Origin of the sequence: Streptomyces sp. NPDC006487 (assembly GCF_042870555.1) — a bacterium.
Taxonomy (GTDB): domain Bacteria; phylum Actinomycetota; class Actinomycetes; order Streptomycetales; family Streptomycetaceae; genus Streptomyces.
This window is the reverse complement of record NZ_JBIAHN010000017.1, coordinates 23,903-46,831: the sequence shown is the minus strand read 5'-3', so window position 1 is coordinate 46,831 and position 22,929 is coordinate 23,903. Positions and strand designations below refer to the sequence as shown.

At 70.1% G+C, this 22,929-nt stretch carries 20 protein-coding genes and 1 riboswitch; of the genes, 17 read left to right on the top strand and 3 right to left on the bottom strand.

The window, feature by feature from the left end:
* The first annotated feature begins 135 nt into the window (after positions 1 to 135).
* From coxB to ACFYM0_RS28410, 4 genes are all read left to right on the top strand, one after another.
* Positions 136 to 1,110, top strand: coding sequence for a cytochrome c oxidase subunit II (gene coxB, locus ACFYM0_RS28425; protein WP_388506277.1), 975 nt, complete (start codon positions 136 to 138; stop codon positions 1,108 to 1,110).
* Positions 1,107 to 2,837: a cytochrome c oxidase subunit I gene (gene ctaD / locus ACFYM0_RS28420; protein WP_388506275.1), complete on the top strand. Its 1,731-nt coding sequence runs from the start codon at positions 1,107 to 1,109 to the stop codon at positions 2,835 to 2,837. The genes coxB and ctaD overlap by 4 nt, the downstream gene beginning before the upstream one ends.
* Positions 2,834 to 3,232, top strand: coding sequence for a cytochrome c oxidase subunit 4 (locus ACFYM0_RS28415; protein ID WP_274552284.1), 399 nt, complete (start codon positions 2,834 to 2,836; stop codon positions 3,230 to 3,232). The genes ctaD and ACFYM0_RS28415 overlap by 4 nt, the downstream gene beginning before the upstream one ends.
* 151 nt (positions 3,233 to 3,383) lie before the next feature.
* On the top strand, positions 3,384 to 4,631 hold the full coding sequence (locus tag ACFYM0_RS28410; RefSeq protein WP_388506274.1) for an Ig-like domain-containing protein: 1,248 nt from the start codon (positions 3,384 to 3,386) through the stop codon (positions 4,629 to 4,631).
* A 120-nt stretch (positions 4,632 to 4,751) separates the two neighbouring features.
* On the opposite strand, the gene ACFYM0_RS28405 is transcribed toward ACFYM0_RS28410, so the two are convergent.
* Entirely contained in the window at positions 4,752 to 5,153 is a 402-nt protein-coding gene (locus tag ACFYM0_RS28405) for a hypothetical protein (protein ID WP_250742508.1), read from the bottom strand.
* A 212-nt stretch (positions 5,154 to 5,365) separates the two neighbouring features.
* On the opposite strand from ACFYM0_RS28405, the gene ACFYM0_RS28400 reads away from it, so the two are divergent.
* The 6 genes from ACFYM0_RS28400 to ACFYM0_RS28375 all read left to right on the top strand — a co-directional run bounded on the left by ACFYM0_RS28400 (position 5,366) and on the right by ACFYM0_RS28375 (position 12,747).
* Positions 5,366 to 5,986, top strand: a complete 621-nt coding sequence (locus ACFYM0_RS28400; RefSeq protein ID WP_008738823.1) for a heme-copper oxidase subunit III — start codon at positions 5,366 to 5,368, stop codon at positions 5,984 to 5,986.
* 76 nt (positions 5,987 to 6,062) lie between these two features.
* Positions 6,063 to 6,872: a c-type cytochrome gene (locus ACFYM0_RS28395; protein WP_327252364.1), complete on the top strand. Its 810-nt coding sequence runs from the start codon at positions 6,063 to 6,065 to the stop codon at positions 6,870 to 6,872.
* Positions 6,869 to 7,930 carry a Rieske 2Fe-2S domain-containing protein gene (locus ACFYM0_RS28390; RefSeq protein WP_388506272.1) on the top strand — a complete coding sequence of 354 codons (1,062 nt, stop codon included), beginning with the start codon at positions 6,869 to 6,871 and terminating at the stop codon, positions 7,928 to 7,930. Before ACFYM0_RS28395 ends, ACFYM0_RS28390 begins: the two co-directional genes overlap by 4 nt.
* A complete protein-coding gene (locus ACFYM0_RS28385) occupies positions 7,927 to 9,555 on the top strand; it encodes a cytochrome bc complex cytochrome b subunit (RefSeq protein ID WP_388506270.1) in 1,629 nt (542 codons plus the stop codon). The genes ACFYM0_RS28390 and ACFYM0_RS28385 overlap by 4 nt, the downstream gene beginning before the upstream one ends.
* Positions 9,556 to 9,780: 225 nt before the next feature.
* Complete coding sequence (gene trpD / locus ACFYM0_RS28380; RefSeq protein ID WP_388506268.1) at positions 9,781 to 10,845, top strand: anthranilate phosphoribosyltransferase; 1,065 nt, start codon at positions 9,781 to 9,783, stop codon at positions 10,843 to 10,845.
* 115 nt (positions 10,846 to 10,960) lie between these two features.
* Positions 10,961 to 11,077, top strand: a riboswitch (SAM riboswitch).
* 257 nt (positions 11,078 to 11,334) lie between these two features.
* Positions 11,335 to 12,747 carry an aminotransferase class V-fold PLP-dependent enzyme gene (locus ACFYM0_RS28375; protein ID WP_388506266.1) on the top strand — a complete coding sequence of 471 codons (1,413 nt, stop codon included), beginning with the start codon at positions 11,335 to 11,337 and terminating at the stop codon, positions 12,745 to 12,747.
* A gap of 311 nt (positions 12,748 to 13,058) precedes the next feature.
* Here ACFYM0_RS28375 and ACFYM0_RS28370 read toward each other — a convergent pair whose 3' ends face one another.
* Together ACFYM0_RS28370 and ACFYM0_RS28365 are read right to left on the bottom strand one after the other, a co-directional pair.
* Positions 13,059 to 13,340 (bottom strand): Lrp/AsnC family transcriptional regulator, encoded by a 282-nt coding sequence (locus ACFYM0_RS28370; RefSeq protein WP_266877137.1) that lies wholly within the window; start codon positions 13,338 to 13,340, stop codon positions 13,059 to 13,061.
* A complete protein-coding gene (locus ACFYM0_RS28365) occupies positions 13,337 to 14,071 on the bottom strand; it encodes a rhomboid family intramembrane serine protease (protein WP_388506264.1) in 735 nt (244 codons plus the stop codon). The genes ACFYM0_RS28370 and ACFYM0_RS28365 overlap by 4 nt, the downstream gene beginning before the upstream one ends.
* A gap of 135 nt (positions 14,072 to 14,206) precedes the next feature.
* Here ACFYM0_RS28365 and ACFYM0_RS28360 point away from each other — a divergent pair, with 135 nt between their 5' ends.
* From ACFYM0_RS28360 to ACFYM0_RS28330, 7 genes are all read left to right on the top strand, one after another.
* A complete protein-coding gene (locus ACFYM0_RS28360; protein WP_008738811.1) occupies positions 14,207 to 14,446 on the top strand; it encodes a hypothetical protein in 240 nt (79 codons plus the stop codon).
* A gap of 39 nt (positions 14,447 to 14,485) precedes the next feature.
* The gene (locus ACFYM0_RS28355) at positions 14,486 to 15,850 is read left to right on the top strand and encodes an NYN domain-containing protein (RefSeq protein ID WP_388506540.1); all 1,365 of its coding nucleotides are present in this window, start codon (positions 14,486 to 14,488) and stop codon (positions 15,848 to 15,850) included.
* A 264-nt stretch (positions 15,851 to 16,114) separates the two neighbouring features.
* Positions 16,115 to 17,146 (top strand): NlpC/P60 family protein, encoded by a 1,032-nt coding sequence (locus tag ACFYM0_RS28350; RefSeq protein ID WP_388506262.1) that lies wholly within the window; start codon positions 16,115 to 16,117, stop codon positions 17,144 to 17,146.
* 264 nt (positions 17,147 to 17,410) lie between these two features.
* Complete coding sequence (locus ACFYM0_RS28345; protein ID WP_388506260.1) at positions 17,411 to 18,463, top strand: NlpC/P60 family protein; 1,053 nt, start codon at positions 17,411 to 17,413, stop codon at positions 18,461 to 18,463.
* A gap of 229 nt (positions 18,464 to 18,692) precedes the next feature.
* Entirely contained in the window at positions 18,693 to 19,859 is a 1,167-nt protein-coding gene (locus ACFYM0_RS28340) for a hypothetical protein (protein WP_388506259.1), read from the top strand.
* Between the two features lie 92 nt (positions 19,860 to 19,951).
* Positions 19,952 to 21,094, top strand: coding sequence for a glycosyltransferase family 4 protein (locus tag ACFYM0_RS28335; protein WP_388506257.1), 1,143 nt, complete (start codon positions 19,952 to 19,954; stop codon positions 21,092 to 21,094).
* Positions 21,095 to 21,309: 215 nt separating this feature from the next.
* Positions 21,310 to 22,923 (top strand): GMC oxidoreductase, encoded by a 1,614-nt coding sequence (locus tag ACFYM0_RS28330; RefSeq protein WP_388506256.1) that lies wholly within the window; start codon positions 21,310 to 21,312, stop codon positions 22,921 to 22,923.
* Positions 22,924 to 22,929: the final 6 nt, after the last annotated feature.

Genomic DNA, 22,929 nt, shown 5'->3' with positions numbered 1-22,929 from the left:
CGCGCGACCCCAAATAGCGTCCAGTAGGGTTTGGTCCGCATAAACATCCAAACCCCTGCCTGCGTCAGGGCCGGCGACCGACCCGAATGCGGCCGCGGCCGGCCGCGCGGGCCGAGACTCTCGGGAAGGCGCTACGTGAGTCCCTACGGCTCCGACCGCTCGCCGCGGCGCCCGATGCGGCGGAAGCTGCTGCAGGCGCTGACTGCGGGCGTGGTCCTGGCGACCGCCACTGGTTGCTCGTATACATGGAAAGACTTCCCCCGCCTCGGATTGCCCACCCCGGTCACTGAAGAGGCGCCTCGCATCCTCTCCCTGTGGCAGGGGTCCTGGGCGGCCGCTCTGATCACCGGCATCCTCGTGTGGGGCCTGATCATGTGGAGCGTCATCTTCCACCGGCGCAGCCGGACCAAGGTCGAGGTTCCCCCGCAGACCCGGTACAACATGCCCATCGAGGCGCTGTACACCGTGGTCCCGCTCATCATCGTCTCGGTGCTCTTCTACTTCACCGCGCGTGACGAGTCGAAGCTGCTCTCCCTCTCCGCCAAGCCGGCGCACACGATCAACGTGATCGGCTTCCAGTGGAGCTGGGGCTTCAACTACGTCGAGGACGTCGACGGCGATGCGGCGACTCCGAAGGCGGGCGAGGTTCCCAAGGAACTCGCCGCCATCCCGGACCGCTACACCAAGGACTTCCCGGCGGGCGCCGAAGGCGTCTACACCAAGGGCGTCCCGAGCGACCGGAACGCGGAGACCGGCAACCCGGGCCCGACGCTCTGGCTGCCGAAGGGTGAGAAGGTCCGCTTCATCCTGTCGTCCAACGACGTCATCCACTCCTTCTGGGTGGTCCCCTTCCTGTTCAAGCAGGACGTCATTCCGGGCCACACCAACGTCTTCGAGGTCACCCCGACCGAAGAGGGCGTCTTCATGGGCAAGTGCGCCGAGCTCTGCGGTGTCGACCACTCCCGAATGCTCTTCAACGTCAAGGTCGTCTCCCCGGAGGCGTACAAGGCGCACCTGAAGGAGCTCGCGGAGAAGGGTCAGACCGGCTTCCTCCCGGCCGGCATCCAGCAGACCGACCCGGCCCGCAATGCTGAGGTGAACAAACTGTGAGCATCCTCAACCAGCCTCAGGGTGCCGAGGCCGACTCGTACGAGAACGAGTTGCCGGTACGGAGCAAGCAGCCGGGTAATGTCGTCGTGAAGTGGTTGACCACCACCGACCACAAGACCATCGGCACGATGTACCTGCTCACGTCGTTCGTGTTCTTCCTCATCGGCGGTCTGCTGGCGCTCTTCATGCGCGCCGAGCTGGCCCGTCCGGGTACGCAGATCATGTCGAACGAGCAGTTCAACCAGGCGTTCACCATGCATGGCACGATCATGCTGCTGATGTTCGCCACCCCGCTGTTCGCGGGCTTCGCGAACTGGATCATGCCGCTGCAGATCGGCGCGCCCGACGTGGCGTTCCCGCGGCTGAACATGTTCGCGTACTGGCTGTACCTCTTCGGTTCGACCATCGCGGTGGCCGGCTTCATCACCCCCTCGGGTGCCGCCGACTTCGGCTGGTTCGCCTACTCCCCGCTGTCGGACGCCGTCCGCTCGCCGGGCATCGGCGCCGACATGTGGATCATGGGTCTGGCCTTCTCCGGCTTCGGCACGATCCTCGGTTCGGTCAACTTCATCACCACGATCATCTGCATGCGCGCGCCCGGCATGACGATGTTCCGCATGCCGATCTTCACCTGGAACGTGCTGCTGACCGGTGTTCTGGTCCTGCTCGCCTTCCCGGTGCTGGCCGCCGCGCTGTTCGCGCTGGAGGCCGACCGGAAGTTCGGTTCACACGTCTTCGACGCGGCCAATGGCGGCGCGCTGCTATGGCAACACCTCTTCTGGTTCTTCGGACACCCAGAGGTGTACATCATCGCGCTGCCATTCTTCGGAATCGTTTCCGAAATCATTCCGGTCTTCTCGCGCAAGCCGATGTTCGGTTACATCGGTCTGATCGCCGCGACGATCTCGATCGCCGGCCTTTCGGTGACCGTGTGGGCCCACCACATGTACGTCACCGGCGGTGTACTGCTGCCGTTCTTCTCCTTCATGACGTTCCTCATCGCGGTTCCGACCGGTGTGAAGTTCTTCAACTGGATCGGCACCATGTGGAAGGGCTCACTGTCCTTCGAGACCCCGATGCTCTGGACGATCGGCTTCCTGGTCACCTTCACCTTCGGTGGTCTGACCGGCGTCATCCTGGCCTCGCCCCCGATGGACTTCCACGTCTCCGACTCGTACTTCGTCGTCGCGCACTTCCACTACGTCGTCTTCGGCACCGTGGTCTTCGCGATGTTCGCCGGCTTCCACTTCTGGTGGCCGAAGTTCACGGGCAAGATGCTGGACGAGCGCCTCGGCAAGATCACCTTCTGGACGCTGTTCATCGGCTTCCACGGCACCTTCCTGGTGCAGCACTGGCTGGGCGCCGAGGGCATGCCGCGTCGTTACGCGGACTACCTCGCGGCGGACGGCTTCACGCTGCTGAACACGATCTCGACGATCAGCTCGTTCCTGCTGGGCCTGTCGATGCTGCCGTTCATGTACAACGTCTGGAAGACGGCGAAGTACGGCAAGAAGGTCGAGGTCGACGACCCGTGGGGCTACGGCCGTTCGCTCGAATGGGCGACGTCTTGCCCGCCGCCGCGGCACAACTTCCTCACCCTGCCGAGGATCCGGTCCGAATCCCCGGCATTCGATCTGCACCACCCCGAGATCGCGGCCCTCGACCACCTTGAGGACCACTCCGTGGCCGCCAAGGCCGTCGCTGGTGGCAAGGAGGCCGGCAAGTGAAGATCCAGGGCAGGATGTTCCTGTGGCTCGCCGCCTTCATCCTGATCATGACCGTCGTGTACGGCGTGTGGTCGAAGGAGCCGGTCGGCACCACCGCGCTCGCTCTGGCCTTCGGCCTGAGCGCCATGATCGGCTACTACCTGGCCTTCACGGCCGCGCGCGTCGACCAGATGGCCCAGGACAATCTGGAGGCCGACGTCGCCGACGAGGCGGGCGAGCTGGGGTTCTTCTCCCCGCACAGCTGGCAGCCGCTCTCGCTGGCCATCGGTGGCGCCTTCGCCTTCATGGGCGTCATCTTCGGCTGGTGGCTGATGTACTTCTCGGCGCCGCTGATCCTGATCGGTCTGTGGGGCTGGGTGTACGAGTACTACCGCGGCGAGAACCAGAACCAGTAGCCGCAGCCGTGCCCACTGCCCGCCGCACCGGCGAGCGGTGAGGCCACAGCGTGAGACCAGGGGCCCGGACTCCTCCGATGGAGGAGTCCGGGCCCCTCGTTTGCAGTCACCCCGCGCGCCGTAATTGTCATATCTTCATAGCGTTGGCTTCATGAACCAGTCACCGCGTCTTTGGACGGTTATCGGCTGCTCCCTGCTGGTCGCGTCCCTCGGGGCCGGCGCCACCGCATGCGGGTCGGGCGACGACAACCCGCTGTCCGCCCGCCCCTACGACGCGGGCGATCAAGTCGCCCTCAACCAGTCCTCCGGCAGTCGCCCGGTCGACCCGGACCGGCCCCTGGAAGTCACCGCAAAGAGCGGCGAGGGCCGGATCACCGACGTCAGCGCCGTGGACACCCACGGACGCCGCCTGGCGGGCGAGTTGTCCGCCTCCGGCGACCGCTGGCACAGCACCGTCCCGATGGCCGCCGGCGTCCGCTACACCGTCCTCGTGAGCACCGAGGACGAACGGGGCGCCCCCGGGCAGCGCACGCTCACCTTCGACACCACCCCGGCCCAGAAGGTCCTCAAGGTCGAATTCGGCCCGGACGAGGGCAAGTACGGCGTCGGACAGCCCCTCACGGCCGAACTCAACGAACCCGTGAAGGACAAGGCCGCCCGCGCCGTCATCGAGCGCGGCCTGGTCGTCGACGCCCCGCCGGAGGCCGTGGGCGCCTGGCACTGGGTGGACGACAAGAAGCTCCACTACCGGCCCAAGGAGTACTGGCCCGCCAACACCACCGTGTCGGTCCGGAGCAACCTGGAGGGCATCAAGATCTCCGACGACCTGCACGGCGCCGCCTCCAAGCCCCTGAAGCTGGAGATCGGCGACCGCGTCGAGGTCACCACGGACGCCTCCTCGCACTGGCTCACCTTCAAGCGCAACGGGGAAGTGATCAATTCCATCCCGGTGACCACCGGAAAGCCGGGCTTCTCCACCCGAAACGGCGTCAAGGTGGTCCTCGGCAAGCAGTACTACGTCCAGATGCGCGGCGACACGGTCGGCATCGGCGGCAGCGAGTACTACAACCTGCCCGTCTACTACGCGACCCGTGTCACCTGGAGCGGTGAATACGTACACGCCGCGCCGTGGTCCGTCGGCTCCCAGGGCTACGAGAACGTCAGCCACGGCTGCACCGGCATGAGCACCGGCAACGCCGCCTGGTTCTACGAGAACATCAGCGAAGGCGACATCGTCCGCGTCATCAACAGCATCGGCGACGACATGGACACCTTCGGCAACGGCTACGGCGACTGGAACATGGACTGGAAGGACTGGCGCGAGGGCAGCGCCCTCCTCAAGGGCACCCAGGAGGGCCGCAGCCCGGTCGACCAGGCCCGCCTGCGCCCGCAGGTGTAACCACCGGGCCAGGAGCGCCGGGAGAGGCCACAGCCGGGGCACGGGTGCCCGTACGGTCCGTACGGGCACCCGTGCCCCGCTATGCGCCGGTAAGGGGCTGTGCGGGGCGCACAGCCCCCGTCACGCCGCCGGGGAGAGCCGCGCCCGCAGCAGACCCGCCAGGGCCTGCGCGAAGTCCACCGGATCAACCGGAAGGGTGACCGCGGCGTCCGCGCGGCTCCAGGTGGCCAGCCAGGCGTCCTGCGGACGGCCCATCAGGAGCAGTACGGGCGGGCACTGGAAGATCTCGTCCTTGATCTGCCGGCACACGCCCATGCCCCCGGCCGGAACCGCCTCGCCGTCCAGCACGCACACGTCGATGCCGCCCGCGTCCAGTTCCTTCAGGACGGCCGGCAGCGTGGCGCACTCCAGGAACTCCACCGGCGGCAGGTCGGCGGCCGGCCTGCGCCCGGCCGCAAGCCGCACCTGCTCCCGGGTGCCCGCGTCGTCGCTGTAGACCAGAACCCGCGCAGTCGCCCGCATTTCGTTCCTCCACGTGTCCCGTGAATCACGTTGATGTTGCGCGGGATGCTACTCCGTCCGACCCGGTGTCAACATCGGTTCGCACAGCCTCGCCCGAGGGACGGCCGGCGGGCGTCCGAAGGGCGATCTGATGGGCCGTTCGGGCCTTGCACACGCCCCTGACACTCCGAACGGCACCCCCCGGGGTGAGGGCGGGATAAGGGACCGACATAATGTCGGTCGTGGCGACAGCAACGACAGTAGATACCGGGCACGCGCACCCGACGGTCAACAGGCCGAACCTCGTCAGCGTGGGAACCATCATCTGGTTGAGTTCCGAGCTGATGTTCTTCGCGGCCCTCTTCGCGATGTACTTCACCCTGCGATCCGTGACAGGCGCCGAGTACTGGACAGAACAGGCTTCGGCCTTGAATCTGCCCTTCTCGGCGACGAACACGACGATCCTGGTGCTTTCCTCGCTCACCTGCCAGCTCGGCGTATTCGCAGCCGAGCGCGGTGACGTGAAGAAGCTCAGGACGTGGTTCATCATCACGTTCGTCATGGGTGCGATCTTCATTGGCGGCCAGGTGTTCGAGTACACCGAGCTGGTCAAGCACGAGGGCATGAGCCTCTCGTCCGGTCCGTACGGCTCGGTCTTCTACCTGACCACCGGCTTCCACGGTCTGCACGTGACGGGCGGTCTCATCGCCTTCCTGCTGGTCCTCGGCCGGACGTACGCGGCCAAGAGGTTCACCCACGAACAGGCCACGTCGGCCATCGTCGTGTCCTACTACTGGCACTTCGTCGATGTCGTCTGGATCGGCCTCTTCGCGACGATCTACCTGATCAAGTAGCGAACACGTCGCCGGGCGGGTCCCGGCACTCCATCCAGACACACCGACGCAGAAGATCCTGACACCGGGGTAATCCGTGAAAAAGCTCTCCGCACGACGACGCCATCCGCTGGCGGCGGTCGTCGTTCTACTCTTCGCGCTGGCGGTTACCGGGGGGCTGTACTCCGCCTTCGCGCCCGCGGGCAATGCGAAGGCCGACGAAACCGTCCAGTCCCTCGCCATCGAGGAGGGCCAGAAGCTCTACGCCGTCGGCTGCGCAAGCTGCCACGGAACCGGCGGTCAGGGTTCCTCTGACGGCCCCAGCCTGGTAGGCGTCGGCTCCGCTGCCGTCGACTTCCAGGTGATGACGGGCCGTATGCCCGCCCAGCAGCCCGGCGCCCAGGTGCCGAAGAAGCCCGTCATCTACACCCAGGCGCAGACAGACCAGCTCGCCGCGTACATCGCGTCCCTCGGAGCCGGCCCGATCGTGCCGTCCGAGAAGCAGTACGACCCGGCGGGCGCCGACATCGCGAAGGGTGGCGAACTGTTCCGCAACAACTGCGCGCAGTGCCACAACTTCACCGGCGAGGGCGGCGCACTGACGAACGGCAAGTACGCCCCCAACCTTGAGGGTGTCGAGCCGAAGCACGTCTACGAGGCCATGCTCACCGGCCCGCAGAACATGCCCTCCTTCCCCGACAGCACCATGCCGGAGAAGCAGAAGAAGGACATCATCGCGTACCTCCAGCACGTGAACGGCGAGAAGTCGACCAGCCCCGGTGGCCTCAAGCTCGGTGGCCTCGGCCCCGTCTCCGAGGGCCTCTTCGGCTGGATCTTCGGACTGGGTGCGCTGATCGCTGTCGCCGTCTGGGTCGCGGCCCACACCGCTAAGGCCAAGAAGTCATGAGTAGCCAAGACATTCCCGAAGAGAAGCACCTGCCGAGCGAGCAGGGCGACGCGCACCACGGTGCCGCGGCAGTGCCGGACAGCGACCCGTTCGCCGACCCCGGCCTGCCGGTCCACCGGCCGCGGATCCAGGACATCGACGAGCGGGCCGCGAAGCGCTCCGAGCGCACGGTGGCCTTCCTGTTCACCCTGTCGATGCTGGCCACGGTCGCCTTCATCGCCTCGTTCGTGATCCTGCCGGTCGACAAGATCGTCTACATCTTCCCCATCGGGAAGGTGAGCGCTCTCAACTTCGCCCTCGGCGTGAGCCTCGGCGCGGCCCTCTTCTGCATCGGCGCGGGCGCGGTCCACTGGGCCCGCACCCTGATGTCCGACGTGGAGGTCGCCGACGAGCGCCACGAGATCGCGGCTTCGCCCGAGCTCAAGGCGCAGGTCATGCAGGACTTCGCGGACGGCGCGCGCGAGTCGGCCATCGGCCGCCGCCCGCTCATCCGCAACACGATGTTCGGTGCGCTGGCCCTGCTGCCGCTCTCCGCCGTCGTGATCCTGCGCGACCTCGGCCCGCTGCCCGAGGACAAGCTGCGCAAGACCATCTGGGCGAAGGGCAAGATGCTCATCAACCAGAACACGATGGAGCCGCTCCGTCCCGAGGACATCGTCGTCGGGTCGCTGACCTTCGCCATGCCGGAAGGCCTGGAGGAGGACGCGCACGACTTCCAGACGCAGATCGCCAAGGCCGCCCTGATGATCGTCCGCATCCAGCCGGAGAACATCAAGGACAAGAAGGAACTGGAGTGGTCCCACGACGGGATCGTGGCCTACTCCAAGATCTGCACCCACGTCGGCTGCCCGATCAGCCTGTACGAGCAGCAGTCGCACCACGTGCTCTGCCCGTGCCACCAGTCCACCTTCGACCTCTCCGACGGCGCCCGAGTCATCTTCGGCCCGGCTGGTCACGCGCTCCCGCAGCTGCGGATCGGCGTCAATGACGAAGGTTTCCTCGAGGCGCTCGGCGACTTCGAAGAGCCCGTCGGTCCCTCTTTCTGGGAGCGCGGATGAGCACTGCCACTCAAACCAAAGAGCGCAAGGCTCCGGCCGGCGAGCGCGTAGCCGACTGGGCCGACGGCCGGCTGGGCATCTACAGCCTCGCCAAGTCCAACATGCGCAAGATCTTCCCGGACCACTGGTCCTTCATGCTGGGCGAGATCTGCCTCTACAGCTTCATCATCCTCATCCTCACGGGTGTGTACCTGACGCTGTTCTTCCACCCGAGCATGAACGAAGTGCACTACGACGGTTCGTACATCCCCATGCAGGGTGTCGCGATGTCGGAGGCCTTCCGCTCCACGCTCCACATCAGCTTCGACGTCCGCGGCGGCCTGCTCATCCGGCAGATCCACCACTGGTCGGCGCTGATCTTCATCGCGGCGATGCTCGTGCACATGATGCGCGTCTTCTTCACCGGCGCGTTCCGCAAGCCGCGCGAGGTGAACTGGGTCTTCGGCTTCCTGCTGCTGGTCCTCGGCATGTTCACCGGTTTCACCGGCTACTCCCTGCCGGACGACCTGCTCTCGGGCACCGGTGTCCGCTTCATGGAGGGCGCGGTCCTGGCCGTGCCGGTCGTCGGCACGTACCTGTCGTTCTTCCTGTTCGGCGGAGAGTTCCCCGGCGGCGACTTCGTGGCCCGGTTCTACTCGGTCCACATCCTGCTGCTGCCCGGCATCATGATGGGCCTGCTGGTGGCCCACCTGATCCTGGTGATCTACCACAAGCACACCCAGTACGCGGGCCCCGGCCGGACCGAGAAGAACGTCGTCGGCATGCCGCTGCTCCCGGTCTACATGGCCAAGGCCGGAGGCTTCTTCTTCCTGGTCTTCGGTGTCATCGCGGTCGTCTCGGCGATCGCCACGATCAACCCGATCTGGGCGCTCGGCCCGTACCGTCCGGACCACGTGTCCACGGGTGCGCAGCCGGACTGGTACATGGGCTTCTCCGAGGGTCTGATCCGTGCCATGCCGGGCTGGGAGATCAACCTGTGGGGCCACACCCTCGTCCTGGGTGTCTTCATCCCGCTGGTGATCTTCCCGCTGGTCCTGGCCGTGATCGCGGTCTACCCGTTCATCGAGTCCTGGGTCACCGGGGACAAGCGCGAGCACCACATCCTGGACCGCCCGCGCAACGCCCCGACGCGTACGGCCTTCGGTGTGGCATGGCTGACGTGGTACGTCATCCTGCTGATCGCCGGTGGAAACGACATGTTCGCGCAGTACTTCCACCTGTCGATCAACTCGATCACCTGGTTCGCCCGCATCGGGTTCTTCGTGGGTCCGGTCATCGCGTTCGTCATCACCAAGCGGATCTGCCTCGGCCTCCAGCGCCGGGACCACGACAAGGTGCTGCACGGTCGCGAGACCGGCGTCATCAAGCGCCTGCCGCACGGTGAGTTCGTCGAGGTCCACGAGCCGCTCTCGCAGGGCAAGCTGCACACGCTCACCTCGCACGAGCAGTACGCGCCCGCCGAAATCGGCCCCACGGTCGACGAGAACGGTGTCGAGCGCAAGGTGAAGCCGCTGGAGAAGCTCCGCGTCAAGCTCAGCAAGGGCTACTTCGGGGAGAACAACCAGATCCCGAAGCCCACGGTCGAGGAGTACAAGGAGATCCAGAGCGGCCACGGCCACCACTGATCTCCCGCATCACGGCTTCACACGCTTCACACGCTTCAAGATTCACGCAGGCGCAGTACGCACCACGCATGACTGCTTGAGGGACTGATTTCGGTCAGTCCTGGTGTCGCCACGGCGAGAGCCCCGTCCAGTGTCTGGACGGGGCTCTTTGCCGTCCCCGGGGCTGGATAGGCTGATCCCCTTCCCATCCGACGTGGAATCCTCGATGAGCAGCAGGAGCGGACCATGAACCTGGTGACCCCGGCAGGCGGCGACAGCGTGGCGGCCCGCGGCTGGCCGGGCCTTCTGGACGCCCTGCTGACCGGCCGTGACCTCGGCGCCGACGACACGGCCTGGGCCATGGACCGGATCATGCGCGGGGAGGCCACCGACGCCCAGATCGCCGGCTTCGCCGTCGCCCTGCGGGCCAAGGGGGAGACCGTGGCCGAGATCAACGGCCTGGTCCGCGCCATGTACGAACACGCCAACCTGATCGAGGTGCCGGGCCGGACGGTGGACATCGTCGGCACCGGCGGCGACGGGGCCAAGACGGTCAACATCTCCACGATGTCGGCCGTCGTGGTGGCCGGCACGGGCGCCAAGGTGGTCAAGCACGGCAACCGGGCCGCTTCCTCCGCGAGCGGCTCCTCGGACGTCCTGGAGAAGCTGGGCGTCAACCTCGACCTCACCCCCGCGCGGGTCGTGGAGGTGGCCGAGGAAGCCGGGATCACCTTCTGCTTCGCCGTCAAGTTCCACCCCGCGCTGCGGCACGTGGCGGCGGCCCGCCGGGAACTGGGCATCCGGACCACCTTCAACTTCCTCGGCCCGCTGACCAACCCGGCGCGGGTCCGGGCGCAGGCCACCGGTGTGGCCGACGCGCGGGTGGCCCCGATCGTCGCGGGCGTCCTGGCGGAGCGGGGCTCCTCGGCGCTGGTCTTCCGCGGTGACGACGGGCTCGACGAGCTCACCACCACGGCGACCTCCCGGGTCTGGTGGGTCCGTGACGGCGAGGTCAGGGAGCAGGGCTTCGACCCGCGCGACATCGGCATCCCGCTGGTCCCGGTCTCCGCCCTGGCCGGGGCGGACGCCTCGTTCAACGCCGACGTGGCCCGCCGCCTGCTGGCCGGCGAGACCGGCCCCGTGCGCGACGCTGTGCTGCTGAACTCGGCGGCGGCCCTGGTCGCCCTGGACCCGGGCACGGGCACGCTGGAGGAGCAGCTCGCCGCCGGTGTCGTACGGGCGGCGGAGTCGGTGGACTCGGGCGCGGCCCGGGAGGCGCTGGCCCGCTGGGTGGCGGCGAGCAACGCGTAGCCGCCGGGAAGATTGACCGTTCCGACGGGATCCGGCCAAGATCCGGCACTGACCCCGGTCCGCCATGTGGACCGGGGTCTTGCGTTCGGAAGATCATGTGGCAGGATGCTCCTCAGGTCACGAGTGACAGCGTTTAGGCCCCGGCTTGCTGTCCGGCAACCCTCCTTCCGTGGCGGGGTGCCCCGGGTGATGACCAGGTCGTAGGCAGTGAGGCCTACGGCAAGCGCGGATCCCTCGAACACCAGGGGTCCTGGTCTCTCGAGGAGCGTTTTCCGTGAGCAAGCGAATGCGATAGGGCGACTCCGCCCCTTCTTCACCCCTCGGAACAGGGTCACTTCCGCGTACCCGCAGCACACCTGCGGCAGCACATCCGTGTGCGGCGGCCGATCCGCGTTCCCGGGGCACTCCCGTACCCCGAACGGCCGCAGCGCCGTATCCGCGTACGGGCACACCGAAGCCATTCACACCTGCCTGCCGGGAGATACCGCCATGTCCGCAACCCTGTCCGCGTCCTTCGCCTCTGGCGCCACCACCACTGCCGCCGCCCTCACCTCCGCGGCCGAGGGCCCTGCCTGTGCCGAGCCGCTGGCGGTTCTCGGCCGCGAGGTCACCGTGCCGCTCGTCACCGGCGGCGAGGTCACCTACGCCGCCCTCGACTACGCGGCCAGCGCCCCCGCGCTCCAGCGGGTCTGGGACGACGTGGCCGCGTACGCCCCGTACTACGGCAGCGTCCACCGCGGCGCCGGGTACCTCTCGCAGCTCTCCACCGACCTGTTCGAGCAGAGCCGGGTCACGGTCGCCGAGTTCCTCGACTGCCGCCCCTGCGACCAGGTGGTCTTCACCCGGTCCACCACCGACTCGCTCAACCTGCTGGCCGCCGTGCTCCCCGCCGGCTGCCAGGTCTTCGTCTTCGAGACCGAGCACCACGCCTCGCTGCTCCCGTGGACGAACGCCCAGGTCACCTACCTCAACGCCCCCCGCACCCCGGACGAGGCCGTGGCCACCCTGGAGCGCGCCCTGGCCGACCGGGACCCCTACGGCCCCGCGCTGGTCTGCGTCACCGGAGCCTCCAACGTCACCGGCGAGCTGTGGCCCGTCAAGGAACTCGCCGCCGCCGCGCACGCCCACGGCGCCCGCATCGTCCTGGACGCCGCCCAGCTGGCCCCGCACCACCCCGTCTCGGTCCAGGACCTCGACGTGGACTGGGTCGCCTTCTCCGGACACAAGCTCTACGCCCCCTTCGGCTCGGGCGTGCTCGCCGGCCGCGCCGACTGGCTGCAGGAGGCCGAGCCGTACCTCGCGGGCGGCGGCGCCTCCCGCAAGGTGGCCCGCCGGGAGGACGGCGGCGTGGACGTCGAGTGGCACACCACCGCCGCCCGCCACGAGGCCGGCTCCCCGAACGTCATCGGTGTCTACTCCATCGCCTCCGCCTGCAAGGCGCTGAACGAGGCAGGCTTCGAGAACCTCGTCGCCCGCGAGCAGCACCTCATCGCCAAGGTCCGCGAAGGCCTCGCCGAGGTCCCGGCGGTCCGCGTCCTGTCCCTCTTCGGCGACGACGCCCCGCGCGTGGGCGTCATCTCCTTCGTCGTCGACGGCTGGAACAGCTCGCACTTCGCGGCCGCGCTCTCCGCCGAGTACGGCATCGGCGTCCGCGACGGCCTGTTCTGCGCCCACCCGCTGGTCCGCACGCTGCTCGGCAGCGAGCCGCAGGCCCAGGGCGAGTGCGGAGCCCCGGAGGCGGCCCCGGGGGAGCGGTCGCTGAACGCGATCCGCGTCAGCTTCGGCGCCGGCACCCCCGACGAGCACGTGGACCGCTTCGTCCGCGCGGTCAAGGAGCTCGTCGCGGACGGCGCCAAGTGGCAGTACCGCACCGAAGAGGGCCGCTGCGTCCCGGCCGTCTGAGAGAGCCTTCGGGGCATGACCCACCGGGATCCGATACCGGCCGCGGGCCCGGGACGGTGACGACCACCGGACCCCGGAGCTGATCCGCGGGTGGTGGCGCGACCGGGCCCGCGTGCGGGAGCGGGCCGTGGCGCTGGACCGGAAGTGGTCGGTGTCGCGCCGGGAGGACGAGCGGGAAGCGCCGGCGGGGCCCGCGCGTACGTCGCCCACATCGACGGGGACCTCGCCGGCCACCTGCGCGGCTGTCTCTTCCGGCAGGAAGAGGGCCGCCCCGCCCGCCCGGGCGAGGCGTTGCCCGTGCTCTGAAGCCGCTACGCGTCGAGGCCGATCGCGAAGGCCGCTTCCAGGTCGTGCTGGGAGTACGTGCGGAACGCCACGTGCGTGTCCGTCGCCTCCACGCCCGGGATCTTGCTGATGCTGCCGGGGATGATGTCGGCCAGGTCCTCGTGCCGGGACACCCGCACCATGGCGATGAGGTCGTACGTACCCGTGACCGAGTAGACCTCGCTGACGCTGTCCAGCGCGGCGATGGCCTCGGCGATCTCGGGGATCCGGTCCACGCTGGTCTTGATGAGCACGAGTGCGGTGATCACGGTTGGCTGTCTCCCTCGCCTACTGTCACTGGTCGACCCACTCTAGTCCCACCCCGGTAGCGGGCCCACGCGTAGAGGAAGCCCACCGAGAAGCCCACCACGTGGGCCAGATAGGCGACTCCGGGTCCGCTCGCCGCCCGGTGCGCCGCCAGCCACTGGAGCCCGAACCAGAACATCAGCACGATCCACGCGGGGAAGCGCAGCGGCAGGAAGAACAGGAACGGGAACAGGCTCGTCACCCGCGCCTTGGGGAAGAGGTACAGGAAGGCGCCCAGGACCGCGGAGATCGCCCCGGAGGCCCCGACCAGGGTCTGGTCGGAGGAGGCGTAGGCCGCCGCGTACGCCGCCAGGGCCAGGTAGCCCGTACAGACGTAGAAGCAGAGGAACCCGGCCCGGCCCATGCGCCGCTCCGTCATCGCCCCGAAGACGTGGAGGAAGAGCATGTTGCCCAGCAGGTGCAGCCAGCTCCCGTGCACGAACAGGGCCGTGAGGGGGGTGAGCGCCGCCCTGCCCGAGCCGGTGAACAGCTCGTCCGGGACCACGCCCCAGCGCCGGAAGTACGCCGTCCCGTTGGCGAGCAGCTGATCGCCCGTCCCGTAGACCGGGTTCAGCCCCGACGCCGGGCTCAGCACGAACACCACGCAGCAGCCGGCGATCAGCGCGTGGGTGACCACCGGGCCCCGGGCGGCCTCGCGTACGGCCTGCCACCTTACGATCATGCGACCGAGCATGACCCAGCCGGGCCCACCAGCGGGTGCGGCAGGCCGTAGGGTTACGAGCTACGCACGCACGCGCGCGCCACCCGTGACGACACGGGAGGGTGCCGTGCTTGCTCCATGTGAGCGATAGAAGGAGAGAGCGGCCTGATGACGGTTCCCCTGCCGACCGACACCACCCGGTGGCGCTGCACCCTGTGCGGCAACCTCACGCGCTTCGACGTCACCCGTTCGTCGAAGGTAGTGGAGTACGTCCACCTGGACCTCGCCGGGGAGCCCAAGGTCGAGGAGCGCGAGGTGGTCAATGAGACCATCGAGTCGGTCCGCTGTCGCTGGTGCAACGCGGTGGACCAGATCGAGCTCGTCGACAGGCCGGGCGCGGACTCCTGACGAGTCCCGCCCACAGGTGAATGACGGTAGGGGTGACGGATTGTGGAGCCAGCAAGCGGCGCTGAGCCGGCCGACGCGGCCGGCGACGCCGCGGAGGTGCTCGACCGCCCGCTGCCGGAAGGCGTGCGGCGCCGGGTCGTCGCACTCGTCTCCGACGCCTTCGGCGGGCTGACGGTCGCGGACCTCCCGGCGCAGTTGCGCCAGTACGCCCGTTTCACCCCGACCCGGCGCGCCAAGTTCGCGGGCAACGCCATGGCCACGGCCGTGGAGAGCGACCCCGTCTTCCGGGGCCGGGTCGCGGAGAAGCTCCGCGAGGCGCAGGCCGACCTGGCCTCCGCGCTGGAGTCGGGCGCGCCGCCCGCCGCCGCCGATCCGCTGGACGTCGCGGCCGCCGCGTACGTCCTGCGGCCGGCCGGCTGGGTCAAGCTGGTCGCCGCCGCGGGCGAGGAGGCGCAGCGCGCCGACGCCGAGCGGGTCGACGAGGAGGCCCGCCGCGAGATGGAGCGGCTCCGCGAGGAGCTGGCCCACGTACGGGAACTGCAGCGCACGGGTGTCGACCAGGTGCGGGCCGAGCTGGAAGCGGCGCGCAAGGAAGCGGAATCGCTTCAGCGCAAGCTGCGCAGCGCCCTCAGCGACGTCAAGCGGGGCGACGCCGCCCTGCGCAAGATCAACGCGGAGGTCGACGGCATCCGCGCCGAGGCGGCCGCCCGGGTGACCACCGCGGAGAGCGAGAGCCGGCGGCTCAAGTCCCGCCTCGCAGAGGTGGAATCGGCGCTGGAGACCTCGCGCCGGGCCACCCGCGAGGGGCGCAGCATCGAGGACATGCGGCTGCGGCTGCTCCTGGACACCGTGCTGGACGCGGCCGCGGGACTGCGCCGGGAGCTTGCGCTGCCGCCGGTCTCCACGCGGCCCGCCGACACGGTGGAGGCCGTGGAGCCGGGCCGGATGACCCCGAAGGACATCGCGGCGCGCGCCCTGTCGGAGACGGACCCGGCGCTGCTGGACCAGCTGCTGGCGCTGCCGCAGGCCCATCTGGTGGTCGACGGCTACAACGTCACCAAGACCGGCTACCCGACGATGCCGCTGGAGAAGCAGCGACTGCGGCTGCTGGGCGGGCTGTCGATGCTCGCCGCGCAGACGGGCGCCGAGATGACCTGTGTCTTCGACGGGGCGGAGCTGGCCGCCCCCGTGCTGCTCGCGCCGCCGCGCGGGGTGCGGGTGCTGTTCTCCAAGGCCGGGGTGACGGCGGACGAGCTGATCCGCCAGCTGGTGCGCGCCGAACCGGCGGGCCGTCCGGTGGTGGTGGTCTCCACCGACCGCGAGGTCGCCGACGGGGTGGCCAAGGCCGGAGCGCGGCCGGTGGCGTCCGCCTTGTTGCTGAAGCGGCTTTCGCGCGTTTCGTAACTGGTGGGCCCAATGCCGGAATTGGCAGGGCCTCACGGGAACGTACCGTCAAGTCATCGACACAGAGCGTGCGCTGTAGGTAAAGAACCTGGTCGCACGGCGAGTTTTTTGCCGACAGGATTTGAACTGATCACAGATGGGTCACTAGGGTCAGTCAAACCTTCGTGCGGTAGTTCACTCATTCGGGGTGGCAGCGAAGGTGTCGCTGAGTCTCTAGGACGGATTGCGTCCTTCGGCGGCTCTAGGAAGAAGGAGATCGCCTTCGTGGCGTCCCACCGTCGACCCAAGCAGCCGACCCGCATGCGCACGACCGTGCTCGGCGTCACCGCGGCAGCCGCCGTGGTCCTCTCGGGGCAGGCCGCTCACGCCGCCCCCGCCAAGCCGAACAAGGACGAGGTCAAGGCGAAGGTCGACGCCCTCTACGAAGAGGCGGAGCAGGCCACCGAGAAGTTCAACGGGGCCCAGGAGCGCCAGGACAAGCTCGAGACCGAGATCGGGCAGCTCCAGGACCAGGTCGCCCGCGGTCAGGCGGACCTCAACGCGCTGCGCGGCACGCTCGGTTCGATGGCCAGCGCCCAGTACCGCAGCGGCGGCATCGACCAGTCCCTCGCGCTCTTCCTCTCGGCCGACCCGGACAACTACCTCGACAAGGCCTCCACCCTGGAGCAGCTGAGCGGTCAGCAGGTCGAAGCGGTCCAGAAGATCCAGGCCAAGCAGCGCACCCTCGCGCAGCAGCGCCAGGAGGCCGCGGGCAAGCTCACCGACCTCGAGGCCACCCGCAAGGAGCTCGGTGAGAAGAAGAAGGCTTCCTCGGACAAGCTCGCCGAGGCCCAGGCCCTCCTCAACTCCCTGACCGCCCAGGAGCGGCAGCAGATCAAGGACGACGACTCCCGCGCCAGCCGCGGCGCCGAGGGACGCGCCCCCGATCTCGGCAACGTGAAGCCCTCCGGCCGTGCCGGCGCCGCCCTCGCGGCCGCCAAGACCAAGATCGGCAGCGCGTACATATCCGGGCACGAAGGGCCCAACTCGTTCGACTGCTCGGGCCTGACCCAGTGGGCGTACAAGCAGGCGAACGTGTCCATATCGCGCACCACGTTCACGCAGATCAACGACGGCACCCGGATCGGCAGGAGCCAGCTCCAGCCGGGCGACCTGGTGTTCTTCTACGGCGACCTGCACCACGTCGGCCTGTACGCGGGCGGCAACACGGTGCTCCACGCCTCGAACCCGCGCAGCGGCGTCAAGTACGAATCGATCGACAACATGCCGTTCCAGTTCGGCGTTCGCGTGGGCTGACGCCCCCGAGCCCCCGGTGCCTCCGCCCGGGGGCCGAGCGGACGCGCCGCACACCGCCCATCCGGGCGAATTCCGAGGCCCCGCTCCGACCACACGCCCCGCCGGTGACCTGCGTCTCCGACGGGGCGTCACTGTGCGTGCCCGCCGGAGGTCGTTGGCCGGTGCCCTCCCGCGCGGCTACTGTCTGCCAGCGCGGAACCCCGGCACACGGCCGTCCACGGAGGGCGGACCCGGGTCCCGCTCAGCAGGAGGGAGCGGTTTCACGTGGCGTCCCATCGCCGGTCCGGGCCCAGCGCCCTCGACCGGAACACCAAGGTCACCGTCCTCACCGCCGCGGCGGCGGGAGCGGCGGCTCTCATGTCGGGCACACCCGCCGGTGCGGCTCCCGGCCTCCCGCAGGAGCCCTCCGCGGGCACCCGCGCCCAGGTCGACCGGCTCTTCGAAGAGGCCGAACAGGCCACCGAGCGCTTCAACCAGGCGGGCGAGCGCGCCGGCCGGCTGCGCGCCGAAGTCGACCGGGTCCAGGACGCGGTGGCCCGCGGGCAGGACCGCATCAACACCATGCGCGGGGTGCTCGGTGCCTACGCCGGAGCCCAGTACCGGGCCGGCGGCATCGACCCCTCCGTCGAGCTGATGCTCTCCGACGACCCGGACGACTACCTCGACAAGGCCGCCGCCCTCGACCGGCTCTCCGGCCGCCAGGCCCGCCGGCTCGACGAACTGCGCGCCGAGCAGCGCCGGCTCGGCCAGGAACGCCAGGAGGCCTCCCGCAAGCTCTCCGAACTCGACGCCCTGCGCGCCGATGTGGCGAAGGAGAAGCGCGCCGTCACCGCCAAGCTCGCCGCGGCCCGCCGGCTGCTGAACGCGATGCCCACGCAGGAGCGCGCCGACTTCGACCGGGCCTCGCGCTCCGGTGGCCGCCCCGACGCCCTGCCCGAGCTCCCCGGCGCCGCGGCCTCCGGTCCCTCCTCCGGCCGCGCCGCGACCGCCGTGATGGCGGCCCGGTCCGCCGTCGGGCGGCCCTACGTATGGGGTTCCACCGGCCCCTCCGGCTTCGACTGCTCCGGCCTGATGGTGTGGTCGTACCGGCAGGCGGGCGTGGCCCTGCCCCGCACCTCGCAGGCGCAGCGGCACGCCGGACGGCGGGTGCCGCTGTCGGAGGCGCGCCCGGGGGACCTGGTGACGTACCGCTCGGACGCCAGCCACGTCGGCATGTACGTCGGCAACGGCCAGGTGGTGCACGCCCCGTACCCGGGGGCGCGCGTGCGGTACGACCCCGTCGGGATGATGCCGGTGTCCTCGGTGACCAGGCCCTAGGGTGTCTGGCCGGTCTGGCCGGTCTGGCCGGTCTGGCCGGTCTGGCCGGTCTGGCCGGTCAGGCCGGGCTCGCGGGGTCCGGTGCCGCGCCTCGCCGCGTTGTCGTCACTCGCCGACGCTCCGCGTCGACTCCCCCTCCGCCTTGCGATGCAGGGCACCGGACCCCGCTCCCTGATCCGCCCCGATCGGCGAGACGCCCCCCTGCCCCTGCGCTGCGTACGATCGGGTGATGCTCCCGGTCCTGGGCCCGACCCCTCGCCCGCTGTCGCTGGTGCTGCTCTGCCTGCTGGTGCTGTGCGTGCCGCTCGCCGGATGCGGGTCCGGGCTCGGCGGGTCCGGTACAGGCTCCGGGGTACCGTCGGCGGACTCCGTCGAACGGGACGTCCGGCGGGCCGTGGCCGACTGGTCGGCGGCCCCGCCCGCGGCCCTCGCGGCGATCCCGCTGGAGGGCTGGGCGTACGAGGTCTCCGCGGTCCGGGTGGAAGGTGTGCGGGCCTTCGCGCGCGCCGAGCTGCGCTACCGGCTCACCGGCTACGACACCGCGCCGGCAGGCTCCGCCCGCGAGGTGGAGCTCACCCGGGGCGGCGGCTCCTGGGCGGTGACCGCCGACCGGCCCGCCCCGGGAGCCCTGCCGCAGCTGTGGGACCAGGGCCCGGTGTCCGTGGAGCGCGGGGCGCACGCCCTGGTGCTCGGCGGCTCCGGCCAGAGCTCCGGGTCCCTCTCCGAGATCGCCGCCGAGGCCGACAAGGCGGTGCCCGCGGCGAGCGCGGCCTGGCCGCGGCCGTGGGCGGGCCGGGTGGTGGTGCTGGTGCCCGGCTCGCTGGACGCGATGGCGGCGCTGCTGGGGCGGCCCGCGGACGAGTACCGGGGCCTGGGCGCGGTCACCACCGGGCGGACCGGCGCGGGCCCCGCCCCCGCCGACCGGGTCGTGGTGAACCCGGAGGGGTACGGGCAGCTCACGGCGGAGGGCCGCCAGGTGATCCTGACCCACGAGACCACCCACGTGGCCACCCGGGCGGCGACCACCGCCCGGACCCCGCTCTGGCTCTCCGAGGGGTTCGCGGACTGGGCCGCCTACCGCGACAGCGGCCGCACCCCGGCCGAAGCCGCGCCCTCCCTCGCCCGCGCGGTGCGGCGGGGCGACCTGCCGGGGGAGCTTCCCGCGGCCGGGGCCTTCGCCTTCGGCGGGGACGCGGACGCGCTGGCGCGGGCCTACGAGGGCTCCTGGCTGGCCTGCCGGCTCGTCGCCCGCCGGTGGGGGGACGCGGCGCTGGTCTCCCTCTACGAGAAGTCCGGCCGGGAGTCCCTCCCGACGGCGCTGGCGGACACCCTGGGGACGGATCCCGCGGGGCTGACGTCCGCCTGGCAGCAGGAACTGCGCAGGGAGTTCCGCTAGGCCGTCTCTTTCGGATCTTGCCTGGCCCGCGCACGCAGCCCCGTACGCCGGTCGGAGCCCCGCAGGCGCCGCTCCGGTAGGGTCGGCAGGCGATGGACAAGACGCTGATCGTGACCAACGACTTCCCGCCGCGGCCGGGGGGCATCCAGGCCTTCCTGCACAACATGGCGCTGCGCCTGGACCCCGACCGGGTCGTGGTCTACGCCTCCACCTGGAAGCACTCCGCCGAGGCCCGCGCCGCCACCGCCGCCTTCGACGCGGAGCAGCCCTTCCAGGTGGTCCGCGACCGCACGACGATGCTGCTGCCTACCCCCCGGGTCACCCGCCGGGCCGTGGGCCTGCTGCGCGAACACGGCTGCTCGTCGGTGTGGTTCGGCGCGGCGGCCCCGCTGGGCCTGATGGGCCCCGCGCTGCGCCGGGCCGGAGCGCGCCGGATCGTGGCGACCACGCACGGGCACGAGGCGGGCTGGGCGCAGCTCCCGGTGGCGCGCCAACTGCTGCGGCGCATCGGCGAGGGCACGGACACCCTGACCTACCTGGGGGAGTACACCCGTTCGCGGATCGCCCCGGCGCTGACGGACCGGGCGGCGGCGCGGATGACGCAGCTCCCGCCGGGGGTGGACGAGAAGACCTTCCACCCGGGTTCGGGCGGCGCCGAGGTCCGGGCGAGGCTGGGCCTGACGGACCGGCCCGTGGTCGTCTGCGTCTCGCGGCTCGTCCCCCGCAAGGGCCAGGACACGCTGATCGAGGCGATGCCGCGGATCCTGGCGGCGCTGCCGGACGCCGTCCTGCTGATCGTGGGCGGCGGCCCCTACGAGGCCGACCTGCGGGCACTGGCCGCCTCGACCGGGGTGGCGGAGTCCGTCGTCTTCACGGGCGCCGTCCCGTGGTCCGAACTGCCCGCCCACTACGGGGCCGGTGACGTCTTCGCGATGCCCTGCCGGACCAGGCGCGGCGGGCTCGACGTGGAGGGCCTCGGGATCGTCTACCTGGAGGCCTCCGCCACCGGCCTGCCGGTGATCGCGGGCGACTCCGGCGGCGCCCCGGACGCCGTGCTGGACGGGGAGACGGGCTGGGTGGTCCGCGGCGGGGCCCCGGCCGAGACCGCCGAGCGCGTCGTCGCCCTGCTCCGGGATCCGGCCCTGCGCGCGCGCATGGGCGAGCGCGGCCGTGCCTGGGTCGAGGAGAAGTGGCGCTGGGACCTGCTGGCGGAGCGGCTGCGCGAGCTGCTGTAGTCCTGCGCGCCGGGCGCGAGGCCGATCCCGGCGCCGGGGGCCCTTTCCGCACGGAGGGGGATTATCGCCCCCGAGGGCCCGATCGCGGGCAGAGTCGATCAAACCGTACGGGCCGGGGTGGGGCCCGCCTACGGTCGAGCCATGTCCGACTGTTACTCAGAAGCGTGTCAGTGCGGGTTATGGCCGGTTGAGCGGAATCCGCTCATGATGCGGCCATGACACCAAACCTGACGCGTCGTCATGTTCTCGGTCTCGGCGCCCTGCAGACCGCGGCGGCCCTCGGCTTCACCCGGATCGGGCTCCAGTCCGCGGCCGCCGCCGAGCCCGCGGCCGCCACGTACGCACCGGCCATCGTCGTCGGCTCCGGCTACGGATCCGCCGTCGCCGCGCTCCGGCTCGGGCAGGCGGGCGTGCGGACCGTCGTCCTGGAGATGGGCCGGCTCTGGGACACCCCGGGCGCCGACGGGAAGGTCTTCCCCGCCACCTCGGCCCCCGACCAGCGCTCGATGTGGTTCCGCAACCGCACCGAGGCCCCGCTCGCCCAGTTCCTCTGGCTGGACGTGGTCAACCGCAACATCAGCCCGTACCCCGGCGTCCTGGACCGGGTGAACTACGGGGACATGTCGGTGTACGTGGGCCGCGGCGTCGGCGGCGGGTCCCTCGTCAACGGCGGCATGGCGCCCACGCCGAAGCGCTCGTACTTCACCGAGATCCTGCCCCGGGTCGACGCCGACGAGATGTACGGCACCTACTACCCCCGGGCCCGCGCCATGCTCGGGGTCAACGACATGGACCCGGCCTGGTTCGAGTCCACCGAGTGGTACCGGTTCGCCCGGATCTCCCGCAAGCACGCCCAGAAGACCGGCCTGAAGACCACCTTCGTCCCCAACGTCTACGACTTCGAGTACATGAAGCGCGAGGCCGCCGGGACCGCCACCAGATCCGCACTCGCGGGCGAGGTCATCTACGGCAACAACCACGGCAAGAAGAGCGTGGACAAGACCTACCTCGCCGCCGCCCTGGGCACGGGGAACGTCACCATCGAGACCATGCAGCGCGTGGTCGGCGTACGGCAGGACCCGGCCGGCGGCTACGTCCTGACCGTGCGGACCAGCGACCTCACCGGCCGCGTCACCCAGGTCCGCGAACTGGGCTGCAAACAGCTCTTCCTCGGCGCCGGCAGCCTCGGCACCACCGAGATCCTGCTGCGCGCCCGCGAGACCGGCACCCTGCCCGCCCTGAACGACAAGGTGGGCCTCGGCTGGGGCCACAACGGCAACGTCATGACCGCCCGCGCCAACCACCTGTGGGACACCGTCGGCGCCAACCAGGCCACCATGCCCGCCCTCGGCATCGACGACTGGGACAACGCCTCGAACCCGGTCTTCGCCGAGATCGCCCCGCTCCCCATGGGGTTCGAGCACTGGATCTCGATGTACCTGGCCATCACCAAGAACCCGGAGCGCGGGCACTTCACCTACGACGCGGCCAGCGACTCGGCGAAGCTCCAGTGGACCCGGGACCAGAACACCCCGTCCGTGCAGGCCGCCAAGCGCCTCTTCGACCGGATCAACCGGGCCAACTTCACCATCTACCGCTACGACCTCTTCGGCGACAACAAGAACTTCGCCGACAACTTCACGTACCACCCGCTGGGCGGCTGCGTCCTCGGGGACGCGACCGACGACTTCGGACGCGTCCGGGGCTACCAGGGCCTCTACGTCACCGACAGCTCGCTGATCCCCGGATCGCTCGGCGTGAACCCCTTCGTGACCGTCACCGCCCTCGCGGAACGGAACATGGCGCGGGTCCTCTCCGACCCCCGCTGATCAGCG